Origin of the sequence: Janthinobacterium sp. BJB426, assembly GCF_002735705.1 — a bacterium.
GTDB lineage: Bacteria > Pseudomonadota > Gammaproteobacteria > Burkholderiales > Burkholderiaceae_D > Janthinobacterium.
Genome location: NZ_PDZL01000003.1, coordinates 288,670 through 307,570, shown reverse-complemented (window position 1 = coordinate 307,570; position 18,901 = coordinate 288,670). Strand labels below are relative to the sequence as shown.

Here is an 18,901-nt window from a genome sequence, read left to right as displayed (position 1 = left end):
TGTCACCAAATATAACTGCCACAGCTTAAAATTATGTCCAGTGATGCGGAATAATCCGGATGATAGTATTTTGCATGATAATCTCCAGCGCCTGATGAGGTTCCCGAACGTTCTTGTTCCAATGCATCAGAGTTTCTTTACTATTGAAACCAGGCTTGAGATTGCTAGTGCACGCTTTGATAATCTTTCCGCTTATCAACTCGGCGCTGAATGTGCGAATCTTGTGTCTGGCACATATTGAAGATTGTGTGTTTTCGCTAAACGCGAAGTCCGACAACGGCACGCTTAACTGCATGTAAGAGGGCAAGCAACAGAATCTGGCGCAGCTGGACTGTCGAGGCGATCGAGTGCGGCCGGGAAGTCGCTGGCACACCGGCTGGACGGCAAGTGCAAGGGCTGCGCTTCGCGCCACCGATAGCTGAAACTCGCGACAGTACGGGGACCCAGCATTGGATCTGCTCGCCCTGCATGTGCCGTTCACCACGCACTATGGTCGTGGCAGCAAAAAAAAAAGAAGCCACCTTTTGGGTGGCTTTGCCATTGTTACGCTTGATTCTTGCTACGCCGTAGTATGAAGCCCAGCAGGCCTAGGCCCGCCAGCAGCATGCCGTAGGTTACTGGTTCTGGGACGGGGGTAACAGTGCCATCGTCGACGTTAAATGCCTGAATCAGCGTTATCGGATGGGTTTCCCCAAAGAAAATGAATCTGGCCCAACCGCCCCAACGATCAATGCGACAGCACCGAACCGCGCGACCTGTGGCCGAGGTAGGGCAGCAAGCTGATGAGGCCAAGCACGGCCAGCGCGACACCGACCCACAACGGGGAGCGCAAGCCGTAGCCGGCGGCAATGCCGAGGCCGCCGAGCCAGGAGCCGGCGCCCAGGCCGATGTTGATGACGGACGTGTGCACCGTGTTGACCAGCGGCCCTGGGTGGGCGGTCTTCATCACGCGGGCGATGATGGCGGGATTCATCGACATGCCGACCAGGCCCGTGACGACCAGCAAGGCGACGCTGATGGTTTTGTCGTGCGCGAAGACGGCGAATAGCGCCAGGCTGATGCTCAGGATGATCATGCCCCAGACCATGATGACGGTGGTGTAGCGGTCCGCATAACGGCCGACTACGCCATTGCCCACCACGTTGGCGACGCCGTAGATACCCAGCAGCCAGGGGATGTCGGAAGCTTGAAATCCTGTAATTTCCGTCAGGATGGAGGCGAAGTAGCTGAAGGCCGCGAAGATCGCGCCGATGATGAGACCGCTGCTGGCATACGCTGCCCACAGGTGACGGTTGCGGAATTCCCCCAGTTCATTGCCGAGGCTGACGACTTCGGATGGCTTGGCGCGCGGCACCAGTACGGTGATGAGTGCCAGGCACAGGAGCGCCAGCAGCACCACCAGCCAGAAGCTGGCGCGCCATCCCAGATGCTGGTCGATCAGCGTGGCGACCGGCACGCCCACCACGGAAGCGAGCATGAGGCCGCCGATCACGACGGCGGCGGCGCGTCCGCGCGCATTGGGAGCGACGATGTCGGCACAGATCGCCAGGGACAGGCCAAAGCAGGTGGCGGCGACCACGCCGGTGACCACCCGCGCGATGGCCAGGATGTCATAGCTGGTGGCGGACGCGGCAACGGATTGGGCAAGGACATAAAAGCCCAGCAGCCACAGCAGTCCCTGCTTGTTCGGCACGCGCAGCTTGAGCAGGGCGATGGTGCTCAGCGGTCCGCCGATGACCATCCCCATGGCGTAGAGCGAGATCAGATAGCCGATCCGTGTCACCGGTTCGTCCATGGCCAGGGCCAGCGACGGCATCATGCCCGCCACCATGAATTCGGAGGTGGTTAACGAAAAGATCGTCAACCCCAAAATGTAAACAACCAGCGGCATAGCAATATCCTTCGAGAGTAATAACAAAAACGCCAGCCAGGCGTGGCGCGGGCCTCGGCCTCATGCGGCCCTTGCGCGCGCCACGTCCTGGTCAGGTGTTGCAAGACGTAAAGACGCTGTCCGGAATATCACCGACAAACAGGTTGGGAAAGTCTCGTACCGACCGGTGCTGCGGGTCGTTGCCTGTGACCATGCGCAGCAGGCGGTTGCCACCGGCCTCCAGGTAAAAGACCGATGGCGGCTTGCCCGTCCGCTCCACTACCCAGGCGTCCGCTTCCCGACCCAGCACGCTGTGGAGGCCGTCGTGACGGGCACCGCCGTCCAGCAGCACCGCTTGCGGCAGGAACAGGTCATGGAACGGGATCACCTCATCGGCCAGTGCCGTGCCGTGCAGCTGCTCGCCACTGGCCTCCGCCTGCCTTGTGTAGGCCACTTTCTGCTTGCGGCTTTGTTCGCGCCTGGCGTCACCGATTTCCGACATCCACAGCAGGTGTCCATGTTCCTTTTCCGGCCAGGGATTGAACAGACCATCGATGCGGCAGATGTTGCGCGCATAGTCGAACCAGCAATAGCCGGACGTGACCTGATCGTCCTCCCGCATCGGCGTCCAGTAGGAAATATAGGCGCTGCTCCATTGCAGCGGCAGCAGCGGCGGGGCGAGGTGTGTCGGCATGGTATCTCCCTTAGCGGCCCAGTGCGTAGCCAAGGCTGGCCATCAGCGCTTCTTGCAGCGAAGGCAAGTCCTTGCGGCGGGCGTCGAAGCTGGCGGTCAGCTCTTCATTGCTCAGTTCGATACGTTCGCCCACGCTTTCAAACCACAGGCGGCTGCTGTTGGCATGCTCCTTGAATAAGTGCACCAGCGGCACGGCGCGGGCATTGAAGCTGTCCAGGGCGGCGGACGTGTTGGCTTCGGTATCGAGGACTTTGACCAGCAGCAGGGCCGCCACCACGGCCATGGTGGTGCCATGGCCGATGGAAAAATGCCCCGATTGCAACGCATCGCCGAGCAGGACGAACTTGCCGTCGCAGGCCCGGTCGCGGCTGAGGGTCATGAAGTTGCGCCAGCCCTGGCCCGGTTGGCTCTGCAGTCCGTGCTCGCCGAGTTCGGCTTTGAACGTCTTGGCGATATACGCGGCGGCGTCGTGCTCGGACAGCGCCTCCAGCCCGACCTTCGCGTACGTTTCTTCGCTGCATTCGACGATAAAGGTGCTCATCGTGTCCGAATATTTATAGGCATGGCCGATGAAAATGCCGTGTTCATTGCTGCGGAACACCAGGTTCATCTGGTCGAACAGCTGGGTGGTGCCGTACCAGATGTATTTGTTGCGGCCGAAATCGATGTGCGGCGCCAGTGCTGGCGGCAAGTCCAGCGATTTGTAATTGACGCCATTCGACACCACCACCAGGTCGTACTCGGCTTCCAGTTGCGCCTTGTCCGCCGGCGGCGTTTCGTAGCGGATATCGATGCCGGCTGCTACGCACTTGGCGCGCAGGGCCTGCACGAGGGCCTGGCGTCCGACGCCGCACAGCGTCACGCCGGTGCCCATCAGGTTGGGCTGCTCGTGGTGCACGAGCTTGAATTCTTCCAGGAACTGCGGATTGAGCCGTTCCGGCTGCTCCAGGTAAGAGAGCGGATTGGCCGGATGGCGCGGCGGCCGTCCCGGCAACACCACGCCCCAGCCCAGCACTTCTTCCGGGGTATTCTTTTCCGTAATGCGGATATTCCAGCCGGGCTGGGCCTGTTTCATCTGACTGGCGAAGAGCAGTCCTGCGGGACCGGCGCCGATGACGAGAATGTTCATTAATTTACCCTCCCAAGTTTGTACCAAACGTTTTGTTTTTTCTGAATTTGCTGCAGTTCATCGTAAGGAATCGATGTAAAGAACAATTTATCCGCCATGTCGGGTGGATAAATACGGGGGAATTTCTGGTGCATAAAGCGGTTGTAGCGCGTCTGCAGGAAGAAAATCAGATTGGGGTTGCTCAGCGCTTCGTAGTTGGCGATCGCCATATCCTGCATGGCGTCGGCCTGTACTTTGCGCTGCTGCGTGAACTCGGCCAGGGCGGGCGCCAGCGCATTGCCGTGCTTTTCCAGCAAAGTGACGAAGATATAGGTGTCTTCCAGCGCCATGTTCATGCCCTGGCCGAGGAAGGGGGCGGTGGCATGCGCCGCATCGCCGATCAGCAGGACATTGCCCTTGTAATGGAAGGTGCTCGAGCGGACATTGATGAGGTCGTTGCTGGGCAGGGCGATGAACTGGTTCACCATCTCTTGCCGGCTGGCCGCCGGCAGCTTGTCGTAATAGCGGTCGAAGAAGGCCGCCATGGTTTCCCGGTTCAGCGTGTTCAGGCTGGGCGTGCCGGAGTAGGGCAGGCAAATGACAAAGCTGACGCTGCCGTCCGGAATGGTGGCTGCGCGGCCGGCAAACTGGCCCTTGGAAGCCATACCGAAGAAATACAGCAAATCCTTCCTGAAACCCAGGCCCTCCGCATTCGGTAACACGAGGGTCTTGTAGCCATGGCGGAAGAAGCTCTGCTTGAATTCAAAGCGCCGCATGCCGCTCTGCATGGCGCGCCGCACGGCGGAATGGGCGCCGTCGGCGCCGATGATCAGGTCGCCATCCAGGTGCTGCAGGGCGCCGTCCGGGCCCTGGATCAGCACGACTTTTCTTTCCAGGTCGACATCCAGGCATTTATGCTCGAAGTAGTATTTCACTTCGTGCCTGGCGGCGTAGGTGTTTAACAGGCGCTGGAAGGCGGACCTGTCCAGCGATAGTGGGAACAGGCCTTCGCGCTGTTCCAGTTCGCGCACCTTGAATGTACCGCCGACGGAAAACGCCATGCCAAGGATGCGTTCGCCGCACAACTCCAGCTCTTGCCTGCTGATGCCAGCCGCCAGCACCGCCTTGACGCCGCGTACGGTCATGGTGACGCCGATGGCGCGCGAGTTGACCGGATCGGCGTTGGCGTAAGCTTGCTGCAGCGGATCGCCGCGTTTTTCGACAACGTGGACATCGTGTCCCCGTTGCGCCAGATAAATGGCGCTGAGGCTACCTGCCAGGCCTCCGCCGACGATAATGATTTTATGCATTTCAGGCCTCTCTTGACATCTTTCCCCGAGATAAATCGGTAAGTTGCTGATTAAAAAACTCCAACATTTCTATCGGCGCCATGCCGATGACATCGCTCTCAAGGCCGCGCGCGTACCGCGCCAGCGCCAGGCATTTCTGCGCCAGCATGTCGCAACCCAGGCTGTAGTCGCTGCTGACCCGGCTGCTGACCGGCTCGGGCACGGGCGGTCCCGCATGGCGGCCGGGCACGCCCGATGGCATGTTCATCAGGGCGGCCGACAGAGGGCGTAACAGGCCGGTCATGATGTCGATGGAGGCGTTCATCAGGCGCGAGCGGCGCAGGCTGCCCAGCGGCTGCTGCGCAAAATGGTGCGCCATCATCAGGAAGGTCAGTTCGTAGCAGCCCTGATACAGCTGCATCAGCGCGCGCGCCTTTTGGTCGGTTACCACCGTGCAGTCCGCGCGTGCTTCCAGCACGGGATTCTTCAGCGCCGGCACGGCCGGCTCGAACGGCTTGCCGCAGGCTGCAAACCTGCCGGCGATGGTGCGCAGCCGCTGGAAGTGCGACGAGGCGAAATGCGGCGAATCGACGGCCACGCCTTCGCCCTGTTCCGTGACGAAGTCGATGGCGAACAGCGCGCTGTCGCGGTCCGACACTTCCAGCTGGTAGCCGGGATAGGCGCGGTTGGTCAATTCTTTCAGGAACAAATGGTGCTCGCCGCCGCGCTTGCCGCCGCCGCTCTCGAACAGGCCGGGCAGCTCGGCCACGGCCTGGCGGATCGCAATATAGAAGGTGGCAATCGATTTGCCCGGCGTGGGAAGGTAGTCGGGCCATTCGAAACGCACGAAGCGGGCCAGCACGTGTTCGGAAAATGGTTCGAACGCAAATTCCGTGTCCAGGCCGAAGCGCCGGCGCGCCTGCAGGCCCAGCAGCGGGGTACCGCTATAAAACGCTTCGCCTAGCGCCATCAGCACATTGTTGACTAATAAGTAGTGAATCATTTCTTCATGCGCGATTTCCAGCAATGCGCCGCGCGTGCCACTGTTGCGGCGCCGGTCTTCGGCGCCGCAGGCCAGTTCCAGCTCAGCCGGCAGCCAGCGGCCGGCCTGCACCAGCGCCGCACCCTGCGCGTAATTGGGAATCGAATACGCGGCATACAGGTATTGCAGCATCAGCGACAGTTCCAGGTCGATGGCCTTTTTCAGCTCGTCGATCAACTCCGCCTTGCAGCCGATGACATGCGGCGTGGCCGCTTCCGGCACCGCCGCTTTGGCCGCGGCTGCCGCCTCGACCTGGGTCAGGTATTTGAGGAACAGGCGCGACTTTGGCAGCGACAGTTCGCGGGTGCTGGGCATGTAGTAGCTCTTTTCGCGGTTCTGCGGATCGCACATCTGCCACATCAGGCGCGAATACGTTTCGCACTTGCACTGGTCCGCCAGGCTGAAGACCTTGTCCGACATGAAGGGATACACGAGCTCGTAGTAGCTCATCACATGCCTGTAGAGGAAGGCGTAGTCGACCTGTTCGGCCGGTACGTCGTCGAGGTCCCAGTCGTCGGGCAGTACGCGTACGCCGAGGTACTGTTTGTCGTTGCCAGCCCCCAGCACGACACGGGTCGCGCCCGGCTGGCTGCCAGTCAGGGTCAGCGTCGTGTAGCCATGCCCGAGCGGCGACGGCTGCTGCTGCACGGCCAGCAGCGTGCCGTCTTCCGCTTGCGCCAAGGACGGGGGCGCCGCCAGCTCGCCGCGGAAGCGGCTTTGCACGGTGATGGTCTGCGGAAATTGCTCGTGCTTGTTCCGGTTCGGCGCTTCCAGATACAGCTGGTTGCTGTCCGATTGCAGCACCCAGTCGGCTTCATCCCACTGCGCCTGCGCGCTGCCCAGGCTGAGGGAACCCGAGGCGCCAGCGTGCAGCAGCGGCACGTCGAAGACGCCGTGGTGGCGCCAGTAGTCGCGGTACAGCGATTCCGGAATCCGTGCCAGCAAGGTGCCTGTGTCATCATGCAGCAGCAGGTCGCCGAGTGCCTGCTTGCCGCCCAGCGCATGCGTGGGATGCTGTTCCGAGACGGCGCCCGCGTCGCGCATGGTGAAGGGGATGGCGGTCGGCATGTTGAACGCGACGCGATCCGGATGCAGCTTTACCAGCACCGGCCCCAGGCTGGCCTGGCGCGGCTGCAGCAGGCGGCCGGCCGGATAGGTGGCCAGCTCGTCGCGTCGCCACAGGCCGATGCTGCCGGCCAGGTCATAGAACACGGGCGAGTCGGGTTTTTGCGGCGTCGACATATTGAACAGGCAATACTGCACTGTCAGGCCCAGCACGTCGTCATCTGCCAGGGCTTGCTGCAAAGCACGCATACTTGCCGGCAGCGGCAGGTCCGCATTGAACAGGAAATGCGGGTCTTGCTTGGCCACGGAAAACTGGAACAGCCTGGAGCGACCGAATTCCTCGTCCAGGAAATGCCCGCTGCGTTCCGTGATATGGCCGCTGCCGAGCCAGCGCACCGAGTGCGCCTGCGCGATGTCGGCGGTAAACAAGGTGGGCGTGTTGGGCGTGGCCAGCTTGTCGCTCAAGGTGAACTGGCCGGCGTAGATCAGCGTGGTGTCCGGCTGGGCCGGGTTGTTGTCGATCCACCTGGCGCGGTTGAACGTCGTGCGCAAGTACTCGTTGTAGTGGCCCCACAGGCCCAGCTTGGCGCCCACCAGCGGATCCTGCGTATCGACCTCGCCATGACGCAGCTGGACGCCCGTGATCCTCGCGTTTTCCCAAGAGAAATGATTATTCCCGCCAAAATTGTGACCTGCCGCCAGGCTGAAGATACCGTCCGGATCCGGCTTGCCCGCCGCATTGAAGCGGGGGGCAAGCTGTTTCAGGTGTGCATGGAATTCGGCCGGCGGCCGGCTCAGGTCGACAGCTTCGCCCGCCATCGATACCGCATTCGTGGCGATATCGATGTTGCCGTGCGTATTGCGATTCCCGGTCGGCACATTGGCGCGGGCAAAACCCCGAAAATGCAGGCGGGGGAAGTCAAGTAGGCTCATGCGCGCTCGGTCGAGGAAGTGATGAAGGTATCGTTGGCGGCGGCGACCAGGTCTTCCCGTTGATCGAGCCGCTGCAGCAGCAGGCCGCTGGCGTGCTGGGCGCTGATCAGGCTGCCTTCCATCCAGCCGCAGTGCGCGGTATACGCATCCGAGCAGGAAATGATGCCGTCCTGGTGCAGCAGGACGGCCGGGTGCTCGGCTTCTGGCTCCACGCAAAACTCGACGCCATGCGGCCAGAACTTGTGGAAATGCGCCTTGATCGGCGGCAGCGGCTGGCCATCGAGCGGCAGGATTTCTTCCAGGTGGCTGCGGACACGCGCCAGGTACACGTCTTCACCGAGTTCCAGGCTGTCCCGCCAGTAGGTGGCGCTTTTGCTGTCGGTGTAGAACAGCACATATTTGTCGCTCTTGAAGTAAACCTTGCGCAGGGGATTTTCCGCCATCAGCACCTTGTCGGTCAGCCCCAGCGCATCCCACCAGGCCGTGTCGAAGGTGAAAAATCCCTTGAACAGGGGCAGCGAGTCGTACTGGAACGGACTCCAGGCGGCAGGAAAATCCAGGTTCAGGCGCGGCATGGCGGACGGCGGAATGGTCATCACCAGATGGCGTGTGCGGTGCATATGCGTGTCGCCGTGGTGGCTGAAGGCAAGCACATGCTCGGCGCCCGATTTTTCAACGGACAGCAAGCGATGTTCGAGCCGGAATTCCACCCCGGCGGCCTGGGCCTGGTGCTGCAACTGGCATAGCAACGCGTGGTAGCCATCGGTGGCGTAGTGCCACTGGTTGGCGGCGTTCTCCGTAAAGTGCTGCGTTTCCGGGTGTTTCTTGATGATGTCGTAGGCCATGGCCGCCGACACCATCGGCAGCAGCAAGGCGTCATAGCCGGTCGCCTTGATGATGTGGGTGGCCTTGGCGGCGCCCAGGTAATGGCTGACGAACTCGAGGAAGGAGTCGTTCGGATGCTCTTTCAGCATCGGGCTCAGGTCATCGAGCGTTGCCTTCAGCTCTTCCAGCACGCTGTCGTGCGAGATGACCTTGGTGAACGGGTAGACGGCATGCGGCAGTCCGCTGCCCTGCATCAGTTGCTGGAAATGCGGATGCAGCTGCGGCGAGTAGCGGGCGGCGCCGAGTTCGGCGATTTCCTCGCCATCTATTTTTCGCGACTGGATGCGGCCGCCGACGGTGGGATTCAGGTCGAAGACCCGGATGCGCAGCTTCCTGCTGGCGGCGGCGTCGATCAGTTGATTGGCGCAAGTCAATCCGCCTATGCCGGCGCCAACGATGCAAATGTCAGAATACGTGCTCATACGAAATTCCTTTTTAACGTGCATTAATCAAAAAGCTGCAAAATCGCTAGCAAAAGTTTCCCCGGCACGTACAGGCAAGGGAGGGGGAACGCTGGGTGTTACCGCACTTGGCGAGCGTTATCGGCTGGGGAATGAAGAGCCTGGCGAGAACTGGCGTTGTGTCTGGAATGGTCGATTCTTGGCAGCAGAGTTTCTGTTTCAAATCAAAGATGGCACCGACAGTAGCCCACGCATCGGGCAGTCAATTTGATAAATATCAATGTAGTTGTCGTTCGTGGCTGCACCGCTGCTGATGCGGCGATGCATGCGCGATGGCGGCGGCAGTGTGCCGGGCGGTAGCCGGGAGGACTGGAATGCGGTGTGGTGCGGCTTCTCCGGCCACTGCCCTGGTCTGTTAGACCGCAGTCATGCGGGGAGTTCCGCCGTGTGTGCGATGGCGACAGGACCAGCAGTGGGTCCTGTCGCCATCCATGGTGAGATGGTCTGCTTTTTGCTATTTTTTGCTGTTTTTTACTTTGCTGCCGGTGCCCGTCAAAAATCCACGGCGGCCGACAGTTGCACGCTGCGGGGTGCTGATTGCGAGACGGTGCCATACGAGGCCACGCCGGCCCAGTAGTGGCGGTCAAACGCGTTCATCAGGCCGCCGCGCAAGGTCGCCGCCTTGCCGGCGATGGCCGTGCGGTAGCGCAAGCCCAGGTCGACCTTGGTCCATGACGGCACCGATTGCAGATTCGTCTGGTCGACAAACTGTTTGCTCGTGTAGTTGACGGCGCCCGTGGCTGTCAAGCCCGGCCAGTACGGCATATCCCATTCGCCACCCAGGTTGGCCATGGACGTGGGCACGCCGACGGGACGCTTGCCCATGGTGGCGGCGTTGTTGGTCTTTACCAGGCGGCCGTCGAGCAGGGTGATGCCGGCCAGCAGGCGCACGGCCTTGCTGGCGGCGCCGGACAGATTCAGTTCCAGGCCCCGGTTGCGCTGTTCGCTATCCATGCTGTACACCTTGCCATACAGCTGGCCGCTGGGTTTACTCACCTGGAACACGGCCAGGGTCGCCAGCACCACGCCGAAATCGGCCTTCGTGCCCACTTCATATTGCTTGCTCTTGTAGGGCGCGAAGACCTGGCCCGCGTTGTCGGCGATGTTCGGCGCGATATCGCCCTTGCTCAAGCCCTCGATATAGTTTGCGTACAGTGACACGTGGCGCAGCGGCTTGACGACGATGCCGGCCAGCGGCGTCAGGGCGCCCTGTTTGTAATGCGTGGTGAGCGCGCCGCTGGTGGCGTGGTAGTTTTTCGATTCGACCAGTTGGCGGCGCACGCCCAAGGTCAGTTGCACGCGCTGGTCCAGCATGTCCAGCGTATCGGCCACGGCCAGGCTGGAAAGCGTGGAGGCCGAGAGTTTCGGCGCGCGGACCGGAGCGGGAATGCCGGGGTCGGCCACGGCGACAGGGTGGTAGATATTCGAGGTGATGAGTTTGCCGGAATTGCTCACGCTGCCAAATTCATCGCGGTAGACATTGCCCATCACGACCAGCGCATGCTCGATGCCGCCCGTGCGAAAACGCGTGCGTACACCCGTGTCGCCGCTGGCGCGCCGCACGCGGAATTTCCAATTCATGGGCGTGACCGTCATGTCGCCCGCCGCGCTGGTGATGGTCGGCGTCTGGTCCGAATAGCGCGACACGTCGGAGCGCGTGCCGCCCACGTCGGCGAACACGGTGACCTTGTCGTTCAGGTCATATTCGAGCTTGCCCAGGGTGGCCAGGTCGTTCGACTTCCACCAGCCCCAGGATTGGGCGATGTTGCGCCGGCCATCGGGCGCTGCCGGCACCGGCAGGCGCGCGGCCACGAGGAAGGGGCGCGTGGGCGCGTCGATCCACTGGTATTGCTCGATCACGTCGAGCGAGGCGCGCAGCCGCTGTCCCTGGTAGTCGAGGGCGATGGCCGCCACTTCCGCGCGCGAGGTTTGGTGGTCGAGCGGCGTGTGGCCCTGGCGGTGCAAGCCATTGACGCGGATGCCGAAACGCCGCTCGTCGCCGAAGCGGCGGCTGACGTCGATGGCCGCGCCAGCCTGCGAGCCCGAGCCGTAGTCAAAAGTCAGTCGCGTCAGGTCGCGCGGCAGCGAGCGTTTCGGCACGGCATTGACGACGCCGCCCACGCCGCCATTCGGCGACATGCCGTACAGCAGCGCGGCCGGTCCCTTGAGCACTTCCACGCTCTGCAGGTATTCCGTAAACAGGTGGTAATTGGGCGACACGCCATACACGCCGTCGAACGCCACTTCGCTCAGATTGCCCTCGTTGAGGGGAAAGCCGCGGATGAAGAAGGAATCCGTGACGCCGCCGATCTGGCCCGTGAAGCGGGTGGACGGGTCTCCGCCCAGCACCTCGGCCAGGGTCAGCGCCTGCTGGTCTAGCATGCGCTGGCTGGTGTAGCTGTTGACGCTGAACGGCGTATCGAGCAAGTCTTTTTCGCCCAGCATGCCGGCGCGCGCGCTCTTGGCGATCTGTCCGCCGGCGTCCGCTTCGGCCTGGCCATTCACCAGCACGGTGGCGAGCGGGGTCGATGCATCGGCCGCGGCCTGGGCGATCGCCTGCGGCGTGACGCTGGCAACGAGCAGGCCGGCGAGGATCAGCCGGGTGGTGAGGTGGGGATGGGCGAGTGGGGAATGTGGAATGGGCATCAAGGGCAGCGTATAAAGTCAGTAGGGAGGAATTGCATGCACGACATTATAAATGAGAATCATTACGATTTATAATGATTAAAATAGTCGCTGCTGCCACGCTCATGACCATGCCGTGCGCGTGCCTGGAGGGTATTTCAGCGCGGAAAATGGCCATCCTGGGCCTTCAGATCCCGATATTTGCTGTCTTATATAAGATTCGTCGCCATCGGATACACAAACAGCGGCAGGACAGTCTAAAATACGTGGTGGGCAAGCACGGCGTCACCGCCGGCACACTAGCCGTCCAAAGCAAGGCTAACCGTCCTGTGTTTGGAATGAAGAAAGTTAACCACCAGGCATCACCGCATACAAGGGAATGAACATGGCAACACAAAAATCCAAAATCATCTACACGCTGACTGACGAGGCGCCGCTGCTCGCGACGTATTCCCTGCTGCCAATTATCAAAAAATTCACCGCGCCGGCTGGCGTGGACGTGGTCGCCAGCGATATTTCGGTGGCGTCGCGTGTACTGGCTGAATTTCCCGAATTCCTGACGGACGCGCAAAAAGTCCCGAATACGCTGGCTGAACTGGGCAAATTGACCCAGAATCCGGACACCAATATCATCAAGCTGCCGAACATCAGCGCTTCCCAGGGCCAGTTGATCGCCTGCGTGCGCGAATTGCAAGGCCGTGGCTACAAGCTGCCGGACTACCCGGAAGATGCGAAGACGGACGAAGAAAAAGCCCTGAAAGCCCGCTACGGCAAGTGCATCGGCAGCTCGGTCAACCCGGTCCTGCGCGAAGGCAATTCCGACCGCCGCGCACCGAAGGCTGTCAAAGAGTACGCACGCAAGCACCCGCATTCGATGGGCGAGTGGAGCCAGTCGTCGCAGACGCACGTGTCGCACATGCACCATGGCGACTTCTACCATGGCGAAAAATCGCTGACCCTGGAAAAAGCGCGCGACGTCAAGATGGAACTGGTCACGGCCTCGGGCAAGACCATCGTGCTGAAACCGAAGGTTTCCCTGCAGGCGGGCGAAATCATCGACAGCATGTTCATGAGCAAGAAAGCGCTGCTGGAGTTCTACGAGAAAGAAATCGACGACGCCTTCAAGACGGGCGTGATGTTCTCGCTGCACGTCAAGGCGACCATGATGAAGGTCTCGCACCCGATCGTTTTCGGCCACTGCGTGCGCATCTTCTACAAGGACGCGTTCGCCAAGCACGCTGCCCTGTTCGACAAGCTGGGCGTGAATGTCAACAATGGCATGAGCAACCTGTACGACAAGATCGAGACCCTGCCGGCGTCGCAAAAAGATGAAGTGCTGAAAGACCTGCACGCCTGCCACGCGAACCGTCCGGAACTGGCCATGGTCGATTCGGCCAAGGGCATCACCAACTTCCATTCGCCGAACGACATCATCGTCGACGCGTCGATGCCAGCCATGATCCGTATCGGCGGCAAGATGTGGGGTGCCGATGGCCGTCCGAAAGACGTCAAGGCAGTCATGCCGGAATCGACTTTCGCGCGCATCTACCAGGAAATGATTGGCTTCTGCAAATGGCATGGCAACTTCGATCCGAAGACCATGGGCACCGTGCCGAACGTGGGCCTGATGGCGCAGCAAGCGGAAGAATACGGTTCGCACGACAAGACGTTTGAAGTGCCTGAAGGCGGCATCGCCAACATCACCGACCTGGAAACGGGCGAAGTGCTGCTGACGCAAACGGTGGAAGAGGGCGATATCTGGCGCATGTGCCAGGTCAAGGATGCGCCGATCCGCGACTGGGTCAAGCTGGCCGTCACGCGCGCGCGCAACTCGGGCATGCCTGCCGTGTTCTGGCTCGATTCCTACCGTCCGCACGAGAACGAAGTCATCAAGAAGGTACAGGTTTACCTGAAAGAGCACGATACCAAGGGCCTGGACATCCAGATCATGTCGCAAACGCGCGCCATGCGTTACACCCTGGAACGCGCCTTCCGCGGCCTGGACACCATCTCGGTGACCGGTAACATCCTGCGCGATTACCTGACCGATTTGTTCCCGATCCTGGAACTGGGCACGTCCGCCAAGATGCTGTCGATCGTGCCGCTGATGGCCGGTGGCGGCATGTACGAAACGGGCGCCGGCGGTTCGGCACCGAAACACGTCAAACAGCTGGTGGAAGAAAACCATTTGCGCTGGGATTCGCTGGGCGAGTTCCTGGCCCTGGCCGTGTCGCTGGAAGACATGGGCATCAAGACGGGCAATGCGAAGGCGAAAATCCTCGCGAAAACCCTCGACGAAGCCACCGGCAAGCTGCTGGACAACAACAAGTCGCCATCGCCACGTACCGGCGAACTCGACAACCGCGGCAGCCATTTCTACCTGGCCATGTACTGGGCGCAAGCCCTGGCTACGCAGAAGGACGATGCGGAACTGGCAGCGCATTTTGCGCCAGTGGCCAAAGCCCTGGCTGACAACGAAGAAAAGATCGTTGCCGAGCTGAAAGCAGTACAAGGCAAGGAAACGGATATCGGCGGCTACTACCTGCCCGATCCGGCGAAGACGGAAGCGGTCATGCGTCCTAGCGCCAGCCTGAATGCCGTGCTGGACAGCATCTGATGCAGTCATGAAGGCAGTCAGTTCTTGACTGCTGCCTGATAAAAAAACGCCGCCGGAAGCGATTCCGGCGGCGTTTTTCATTGCCCTTCAGTGTTATTGGTAGTGCTTGTAGACACTGGTGCTGCCATTGTTCTTGACCAGCAAGACGTCATACGCATCCTTGCGCGGTCCTTCCATGCCTGGCGAGCCCATCGGCATTGCCGGGACGGCCAGGCCCTTGGCCTTGGGTTTCTCGCGCAGCAGCTGCTTGATTTCGCTGGCCGGCACGTGGCCTTCGATGGCGTAGCCGTTGACGAGGCCCGTGTGGCAGGAGCCGAGCGCGTCGGGAATGCCGGCCAGCTTGCGGTATTGCGCCGGCATCTCGACATTTTTCGCGCGCACCGTAAAGCCGTTCGTTTCCAGGTGCTTGATCCAGTCGGCACAGCAGCCGCAGGAGGCGCTCTTGTAGACTTCGATGACGGGCAGGGCCGCCATGGCGAACGTGGGCAGGCCCAGCATGGCGGCGCAGGCGCCGCGCAGCAATAAATGTTTGATCATGGTGTTGCTTTCAGACGAATAAGGTCTATCGTGGCCACTTTGGTGGCCTGCTTGGTATTTAAACTGCTAGCTAAGCGGAAAGCGGTCTCGGCGGCCGGCGCGGGCCGTCGGGAATGAATCCCGTCAGCAAGGTGGCCGTTGCGATGGTGACTTGTTGCGCGCCGCTGCAGGACGCGGCGGGCGGGGTAATGCCAGGTGGCATCAGCGCGCCCAGGCAAAAGCTGGAGCAGGCGCCGCATGCGGGATGCTTGGCTGGGGTCTTGTTTTCTTCCGGTGTGCTGGCGCTGTCCGGAACGGCGGAGGATTGCGTGGCGTCATGCTGGCAAGCCGCTGTCATCGCGGCGGCAGGCGCGGCAGCGAACGGCGCGCACGCCAGCATGGCGCCCGCAGCGGCCGCCTGCAGCGGCACCGCCGTGATCAACAGCAGGATCAGCCATGTTTTGAAGAGTCTCAGCATCGCCGGAAAGTATAGCATAGGGGAAACTGTCGCCAGGAGCGGGCGTCCGTTAGCGCGAGGCGGCCGCCAGCACTTTCGAGGCGTACATGGCCCGGTCCGCATGGCGCAGCAGCAACTGCATGGTATCGCCATCTTCCGGATAGTGGGCCACGCCGATGCTGACGGCGATCTGCAATTGCTGTCCGTTGCCCAGGTGCAGCGGCGCAGCCAGGGCCGCGTGGATCTTTTGCTCGATCAGGCTGACGTCCCCCGGCGTGGCATTGCTTTCCAGAAGCACGACGAATTCATCGCCGCCCATCCTGGCCAGGGTGTCGGTTTCGCGCATGCAATCGCGCAGGCGGCTCGCCACCGTTTGCAGCAGCAGGTCGCCACAGGCATGGCCGTGCTCGTCGTTGACCCGCTTGAAGTTGTCGAGGTCGAGGAACAGCAGCGACAGCCGGCCTTCCTGGCGGTGTGCGCGGGCGAACGCCGTATGCAGGCGGTCGTGGAACAGGCGGCGGTTCGGCAATCGGGTCAGCTCGTCGTGCATGGCCATGAACTGCATTTGCGTCTGCAACTGGCGGCGCTCGATGGCGGTGGCAAGTTGCTTGGCGACAAATTGCAGCAAATCCTGGTCTTGCGCCGAGCCGATGACGGCATCCTGGCCCCCTTGCAGGGCCAGCGCGCCGATGCTGCCCAGGGACGAATACAGCGGCACGGCCAGCCAGCACGAGGACAGGGCGCAGGCCGCCGTTTGCAGCGCCGCCGGCAGGCCGGCCAGTTGTCCCGATTGCAGCAGCAGGGGACGGCCGCTGCGCAGGACTTCGTCGCACAGCAGGCTGGCCAGGGACGATGTTGGCTGGGGCGCGCTGTCGTCGGCATGCGAGGTCATGGGAGCCTGGGCGCCGTGTTCGTCATGCAGCAGCAAGGTCAGGCTGCGTGCCGGCAAGTGATCGCCGATGATGTGCTGGATGCGGTGCAGCAAGGCGGGCAAGTCTTGCGTCGCCTGCATGGCTTCGGAGATGGCGTACAGCGCGGCCTGCTTGGCCTGCGCCTGTTTCAGCAAGGTGACGTCGCGCGCCACGGCCACGCGCAGCTGGTCGGCGGCGGACCAGCGGGCCGACCACATGATGTGCGCCAGGCTGCCATCCTTGCGCAGGTAGCGGTTCTCGAAGTGCGTCTGCGCATGGCCATCCATGATGGCACGCGCGGCGGCCAAGGTGCGCGCGCGGTCGGCGGGGGCGACCATGTCGAGCATGAGCTTGCCGATCATTTCCTGCTGCGTGTAGCCGAAGATGCGTTCGCAGGCGGCGCTGACGAAAACAAAGCGCCCCTCCACGTCGACCATGCACACGGCATCGAGCAACAAGTCGGTAAAGCTGGCCAGCGGCGCGCGCAGAATCTTGTGTTCCATAGTGGCATTTTAATGGACATTCCCGGCTGTGATTCAACTTGTTGGGGCAGGCGAGGTCTGCGGCATGAAAATGTTTCATTTCCCCGACGCTCATGCTTTTCCGTTTCTTGCCGTTAATGCAGTATTGCCATGCAGTACTTGCCTTCACGCCAGATAACGTGAGGCCAGGTTTGCCTGGCGCCAGGAAATTGCAAAAAAACTAACCATATCGAACTTTTATGATGCATCTTCTCTCCATTTGCAAGGTGACAGCGCCATGACCTCCATTTCTCCACTGTCCAGCTGGAATAGCGCCCCGTCACGGGCTTCCTCCGCCGCGTCGAACCGCACGGAGGCGCCGTCCCCGTCGCCCGCATCCACGCCGTCTGCCATCGTTGCGCTCAGCCCGGAGAGCGTGAGCGACAGCAAGCCGGCAGCGTTCGTGAAAGCGCCCATGGTGTGGGAAAGCGCTACGCGCGACAAAGTGAGCGAGGCGATGACGAAGAGTTTCTCTTCGTACGCGTTTGGCGGCCGCTTCAGCGGCCTGGGCGCGGCCATGCTGGGACAGGCCAAGCTGGGAAACTATAATTTCTCGCAGGCGATGCGGCAGCCGCCGCCAAGCACCACGCCGAATATCTATGGCGCATCCGGCATCGCGCCCGGCAGCCTGCATGGCAATGGCGAAGACCGGGTGTCCCTCAGCATCACCACCAGGAGCGGCGTGGAAGTCAAGCTGTCGCTCGACAGCCAGGGCGACGGCCTGGCCGTGAACATGACGACCAGCGGCGAGCTCAGCGACGCTGAGGCGAGCGCCCTGGGCGAACTGGCGAAAGGTTTTCAGGAAGCCATCGATGGCATGGGGCAGAGCACGCCGAAAATCAAGCTGGAAGGCTTGATGCAGTTCGACCAGCAGGTGCTCGAGTCGGTGAAGCTGCATGCGGAAGTGAAGGTGCGCGGCGAGCCGGAAAGTGTTCAAACCCTCGATTTCCAGGCAGATGGCGCGCAGCGCAAGGTCAGCTTCAGCGGCGAGGCCGGCAGTCTGGACCTGAAGGTCGACGCCAGCCAACTCAATACCTTGGGCAGCAAGGAAAAGCAAGCCAAGGCGCTGGACAGCTACATGAAGCAGTTCGACCAGGCGGCGTCGCGCGGCCATGGCGACGCGGGCCTGGTGTCCATGCTCAAGGATAGCTTCACTGCCTTGCACAGCAACGCCGCCGCGCCGCAAGTAGCCACGGACAATCCCGCGACGGGCAAGTGGCGCCTGGCGGCCGAGGACAAGTCCATCCTGACGGGACTGGCCGATTTCAGCGCCTCCGTGTCGCAAACCGTGAAATTCAGCAATCCCATGCGCAGTGCGGAAAGGGATGGCTTCAATTATGAAGTGTCGCAAAAGACGGAGCAGGCCGGCGCCAGTCAGGACGAACGGTCGATCAGGCAGCAGCAACAATCGAAGCTGAGCGCCAGCTTCCATGAAACGCTCGTCCCCGGCGTGCCGCTGCGCCTGCTGGACAATACGGAATCGCAGAACTACACCTATCACCAGATCGAGGATACGGCCAGCAGCGATGCGCAAGTGGCGTACAAGGATGGCAAGATGGTCAAGGCGAGCTTGCGGCAGGAGGGCAACCAGTCCGAGCGCGTCATGAAGTATTTCCTGGGCAAGCTGGAATCGGACAAGACCACGCCGGGCAACTATTCCGTGCTGCGCGACCTGCTGCCCGTGCTGGGGCCGTACAAGTCGGGCGAGAAGGAGATGACGCCGGAGGCGCGCCTGGAACAGCGCAAGCAGGCGTTGCTGACCTTGAACGACGATGTGCTGCTGCAGTCGTATGCGGGCCGGACCATCAGCCTGTGGCAAGCCGATGTGCTGCCGGAGCGGGACAAGGCCGTCGTCGCTTAGCGATTGAGCACGCTCAATGCAAAAAGCCCGCCTTCCTGCGAAGACG

14 protein-coding genes are annotated in these 18,901 nt (G+C 61.7%); 3 read left to right on the top strand and 11 right to left on the bottom strand.

What is annotated here, in order from left to right:
• Positions 1-543: 543 nt before the first annotated feature.
• From CSQ93_RS29660 to CSQ93_RS06855, 7 genes are all read right to left on the bottom strand, one after another.
• Positions 544-810: a PEP-CTERM sorting domain-containing protein gene (locus tag CSQ93_RS29660; protein WP_099377391.1), complete on the bottom strand. Its 267-nt coding sequence runs from the start codon at positions 808-810 to the stop codon at positions 544-546.
• On the bottom strand, positions 728-1,891 hold the full coding sequence (locus CSQ93_RS06880; RefSeq protein WP_099377390.1) for an MFS transporter: 1,164 nt from the start codon (positions 1,889-1,891) through the stop codon (positions 728-730). The genes CSQ93_RS29660 and CSQ93_RS06880 overlap by 83 nt, the downstream gene beginning before the upstream one ends.
• A 91-nt stretch (positions 1,892-1,982) precedes the next feature.
• On the bottom strand, positions 1,983-2,564 hold the full coding sequence (vioE, locus tag CSQ93_RS06875) for a violacein biosynthesis enzyme VioE (RefSeq protein ID WP_099377389.1): 582 nt from the start codon (positions 2,562-2,564) through the stop codon (positions 1,983-1,985).
• Positions 2,565-2,574: 10 nt separating this feature from the next.
• Positions 2,575-3,693, bottom strand: a complete 1,119-nt coding sequence (locus CSQ93_RS06870) for a tryptophan hydroxylase (protein ID WP_099377388.1) — start codon at positions 3,691-3,693, stop codon at positions 2,575-2,577.
• Entirely contained in the window at positions 3,693-4,982 is a 1,290-nt protein-coding gene (locus CSQ93_RS06865) for an FAD-dependent oxidoreductase (RefSeq protein WP_099377387.1), read from the bottom strand. The genes CSQ93_RS06870 and CSQ93_RS06865 overlap by 1 nt, the downstream gene beginning before the upstream one ends.
• Before the next feature lies 1 nt (position 4,983).
• Positions 4,984-8,001 carry an iminophenyl-pyruvate dimer synthase VioB gene (gene vioB, locus CSQ93_RS06860; protein WP_099377386.1) on the bottom strand — a complete coding sequence of 1,006 codons (3,018 nt, stop codon included), beginning with the start codon at positions 7,999-8,001 and terminating at the stop codon, positions 4,984-4,986.
• Entirely contained in the window at positions 7,998-9,308 is a 1,311-nt protein-coding gene (locus tag CSQ93_RS06855; protein ID WP_099377385.1) for an FAD-dependent oxidoreductase, read from the bottom strand. The genes vioB and CSQ93_RS06855 overlap by 4 nt, the downstream gene beginning before the upstream one ends.
• On the opposite strand from CSQ93_RS06855, the gene CSQ93_RS29370 reads away from it, so the two are divergent.
• Entirely contained in the window at positions 9,289-9,558 is a 270-nt protein-coding gene (locus CSQ93_RS29370) for a hypothetical protein (RefSeq protein ID WP_233516083.1), read from the top strand. The genes CSQ93_RS06855 and CSQ93_RS29370 overlap by 20 nt on opposite strands.
• 281 nt (positions 9,559-9,839) lie before the next feature.
• Here CSQ93_RS29370 and CSQ93_RS06850 read toward each other — a convergent pair whose 3' ends face one another.
• Positions 9,840-11,993: a TonB-dependent receptor gene (locus CSQ93_RS06850; RefSeq protein ID WP_099377384.1), complete on the bottom strand. Its 2,154-nt coding sequence runs from the start codon at positions 11,991-11,993 to the stop codon at positions 9,840-9,842.
• Positions 11,994-12,357: 364 nt separating this feature from the next.
• Here CSQ93_RS06850 and CSQ93_RS06840 point away from each other — a divergent pair, with 364 nt between their 5' ends.
• The gene (locus CSQ93_RS06840; RefSeq protein ID WP_099377382.1) at positions 12,358-14,589 is read left to right on the top strand and encodes an NADP-dependent isocitrate dehydrogenase; all 2,232 of its coding nucleotides are present in this window, start codon (positions 12,358-12,360) and stop codon (positions 14,587-14,589) included.
• A gap of 93 nt (positions 14,590-14,682) precedes the next feature.
• On the opposite strand, the gene CSQ93_RS06835 is transcribed toward CSQ93_RS06840, so the two are convergent.
• The 3 genes from CSQ93_RS06835 to CSQ93_RS06825 all read right to left on the bottom strand — a co-directional run bounded on the left by CSQ93_RS06835 (position 14,683) and on the right by CSQ93_RS06825 (position 16,976).
• The gene (locus tag CSQ93_RS06835) at positions 14,683-15,126 is read right to left on the bottom strand and encodes a DUF411 domain-containing protein (protein ID WP_099377381.1); all 444 of its coding nucleotides are present in this window, start codon (positions 15,124-15,126) and stop codon (positions 14,683-14,685) included.
• Between the two features lie 70 nt (positions 15,127-15,196).
• Complete coding sequence (locus CSQ93_RS06830) at positions 15,197-15,583, bottom strand: hypothetical protein (protein WP_099377380.1); 387 nt, start codon at positions 15,581-15,583, stop codon at positions 15,197-15,199.
• Between the two features lie 49 nt (positions 15,584-15,632).
• A complete protein-coding gene (locus CSQ93_RS06825) occupies positions 15,633-16,976 on the bottom strand; it encodes a sensor domain-containing protein (RefSeq protein ID WP_099377379.1) in 1,344 nt (447 codons plus the stop codon).
• Between the two features lie 256 nt (positions 16,977-17,232).
• Here CSQ93_RS06825 and CSQ93_RS06815 point away from each other — a divergent pair, with 256 nt between their 5' ends.
• Positions 17,233-18,855: a hypothetical protein gene (locus tag CSQ93_RS06815; protein ID WP_158301157.1), complete on the top strand. Its 1,623-nt coding sequence runs from the start codon at positions 17,233-17,235 to the stop codon at positions 18,853-18,855.
• Positions 18,856-18,901 lie beyond the last annotated feature (46 nt).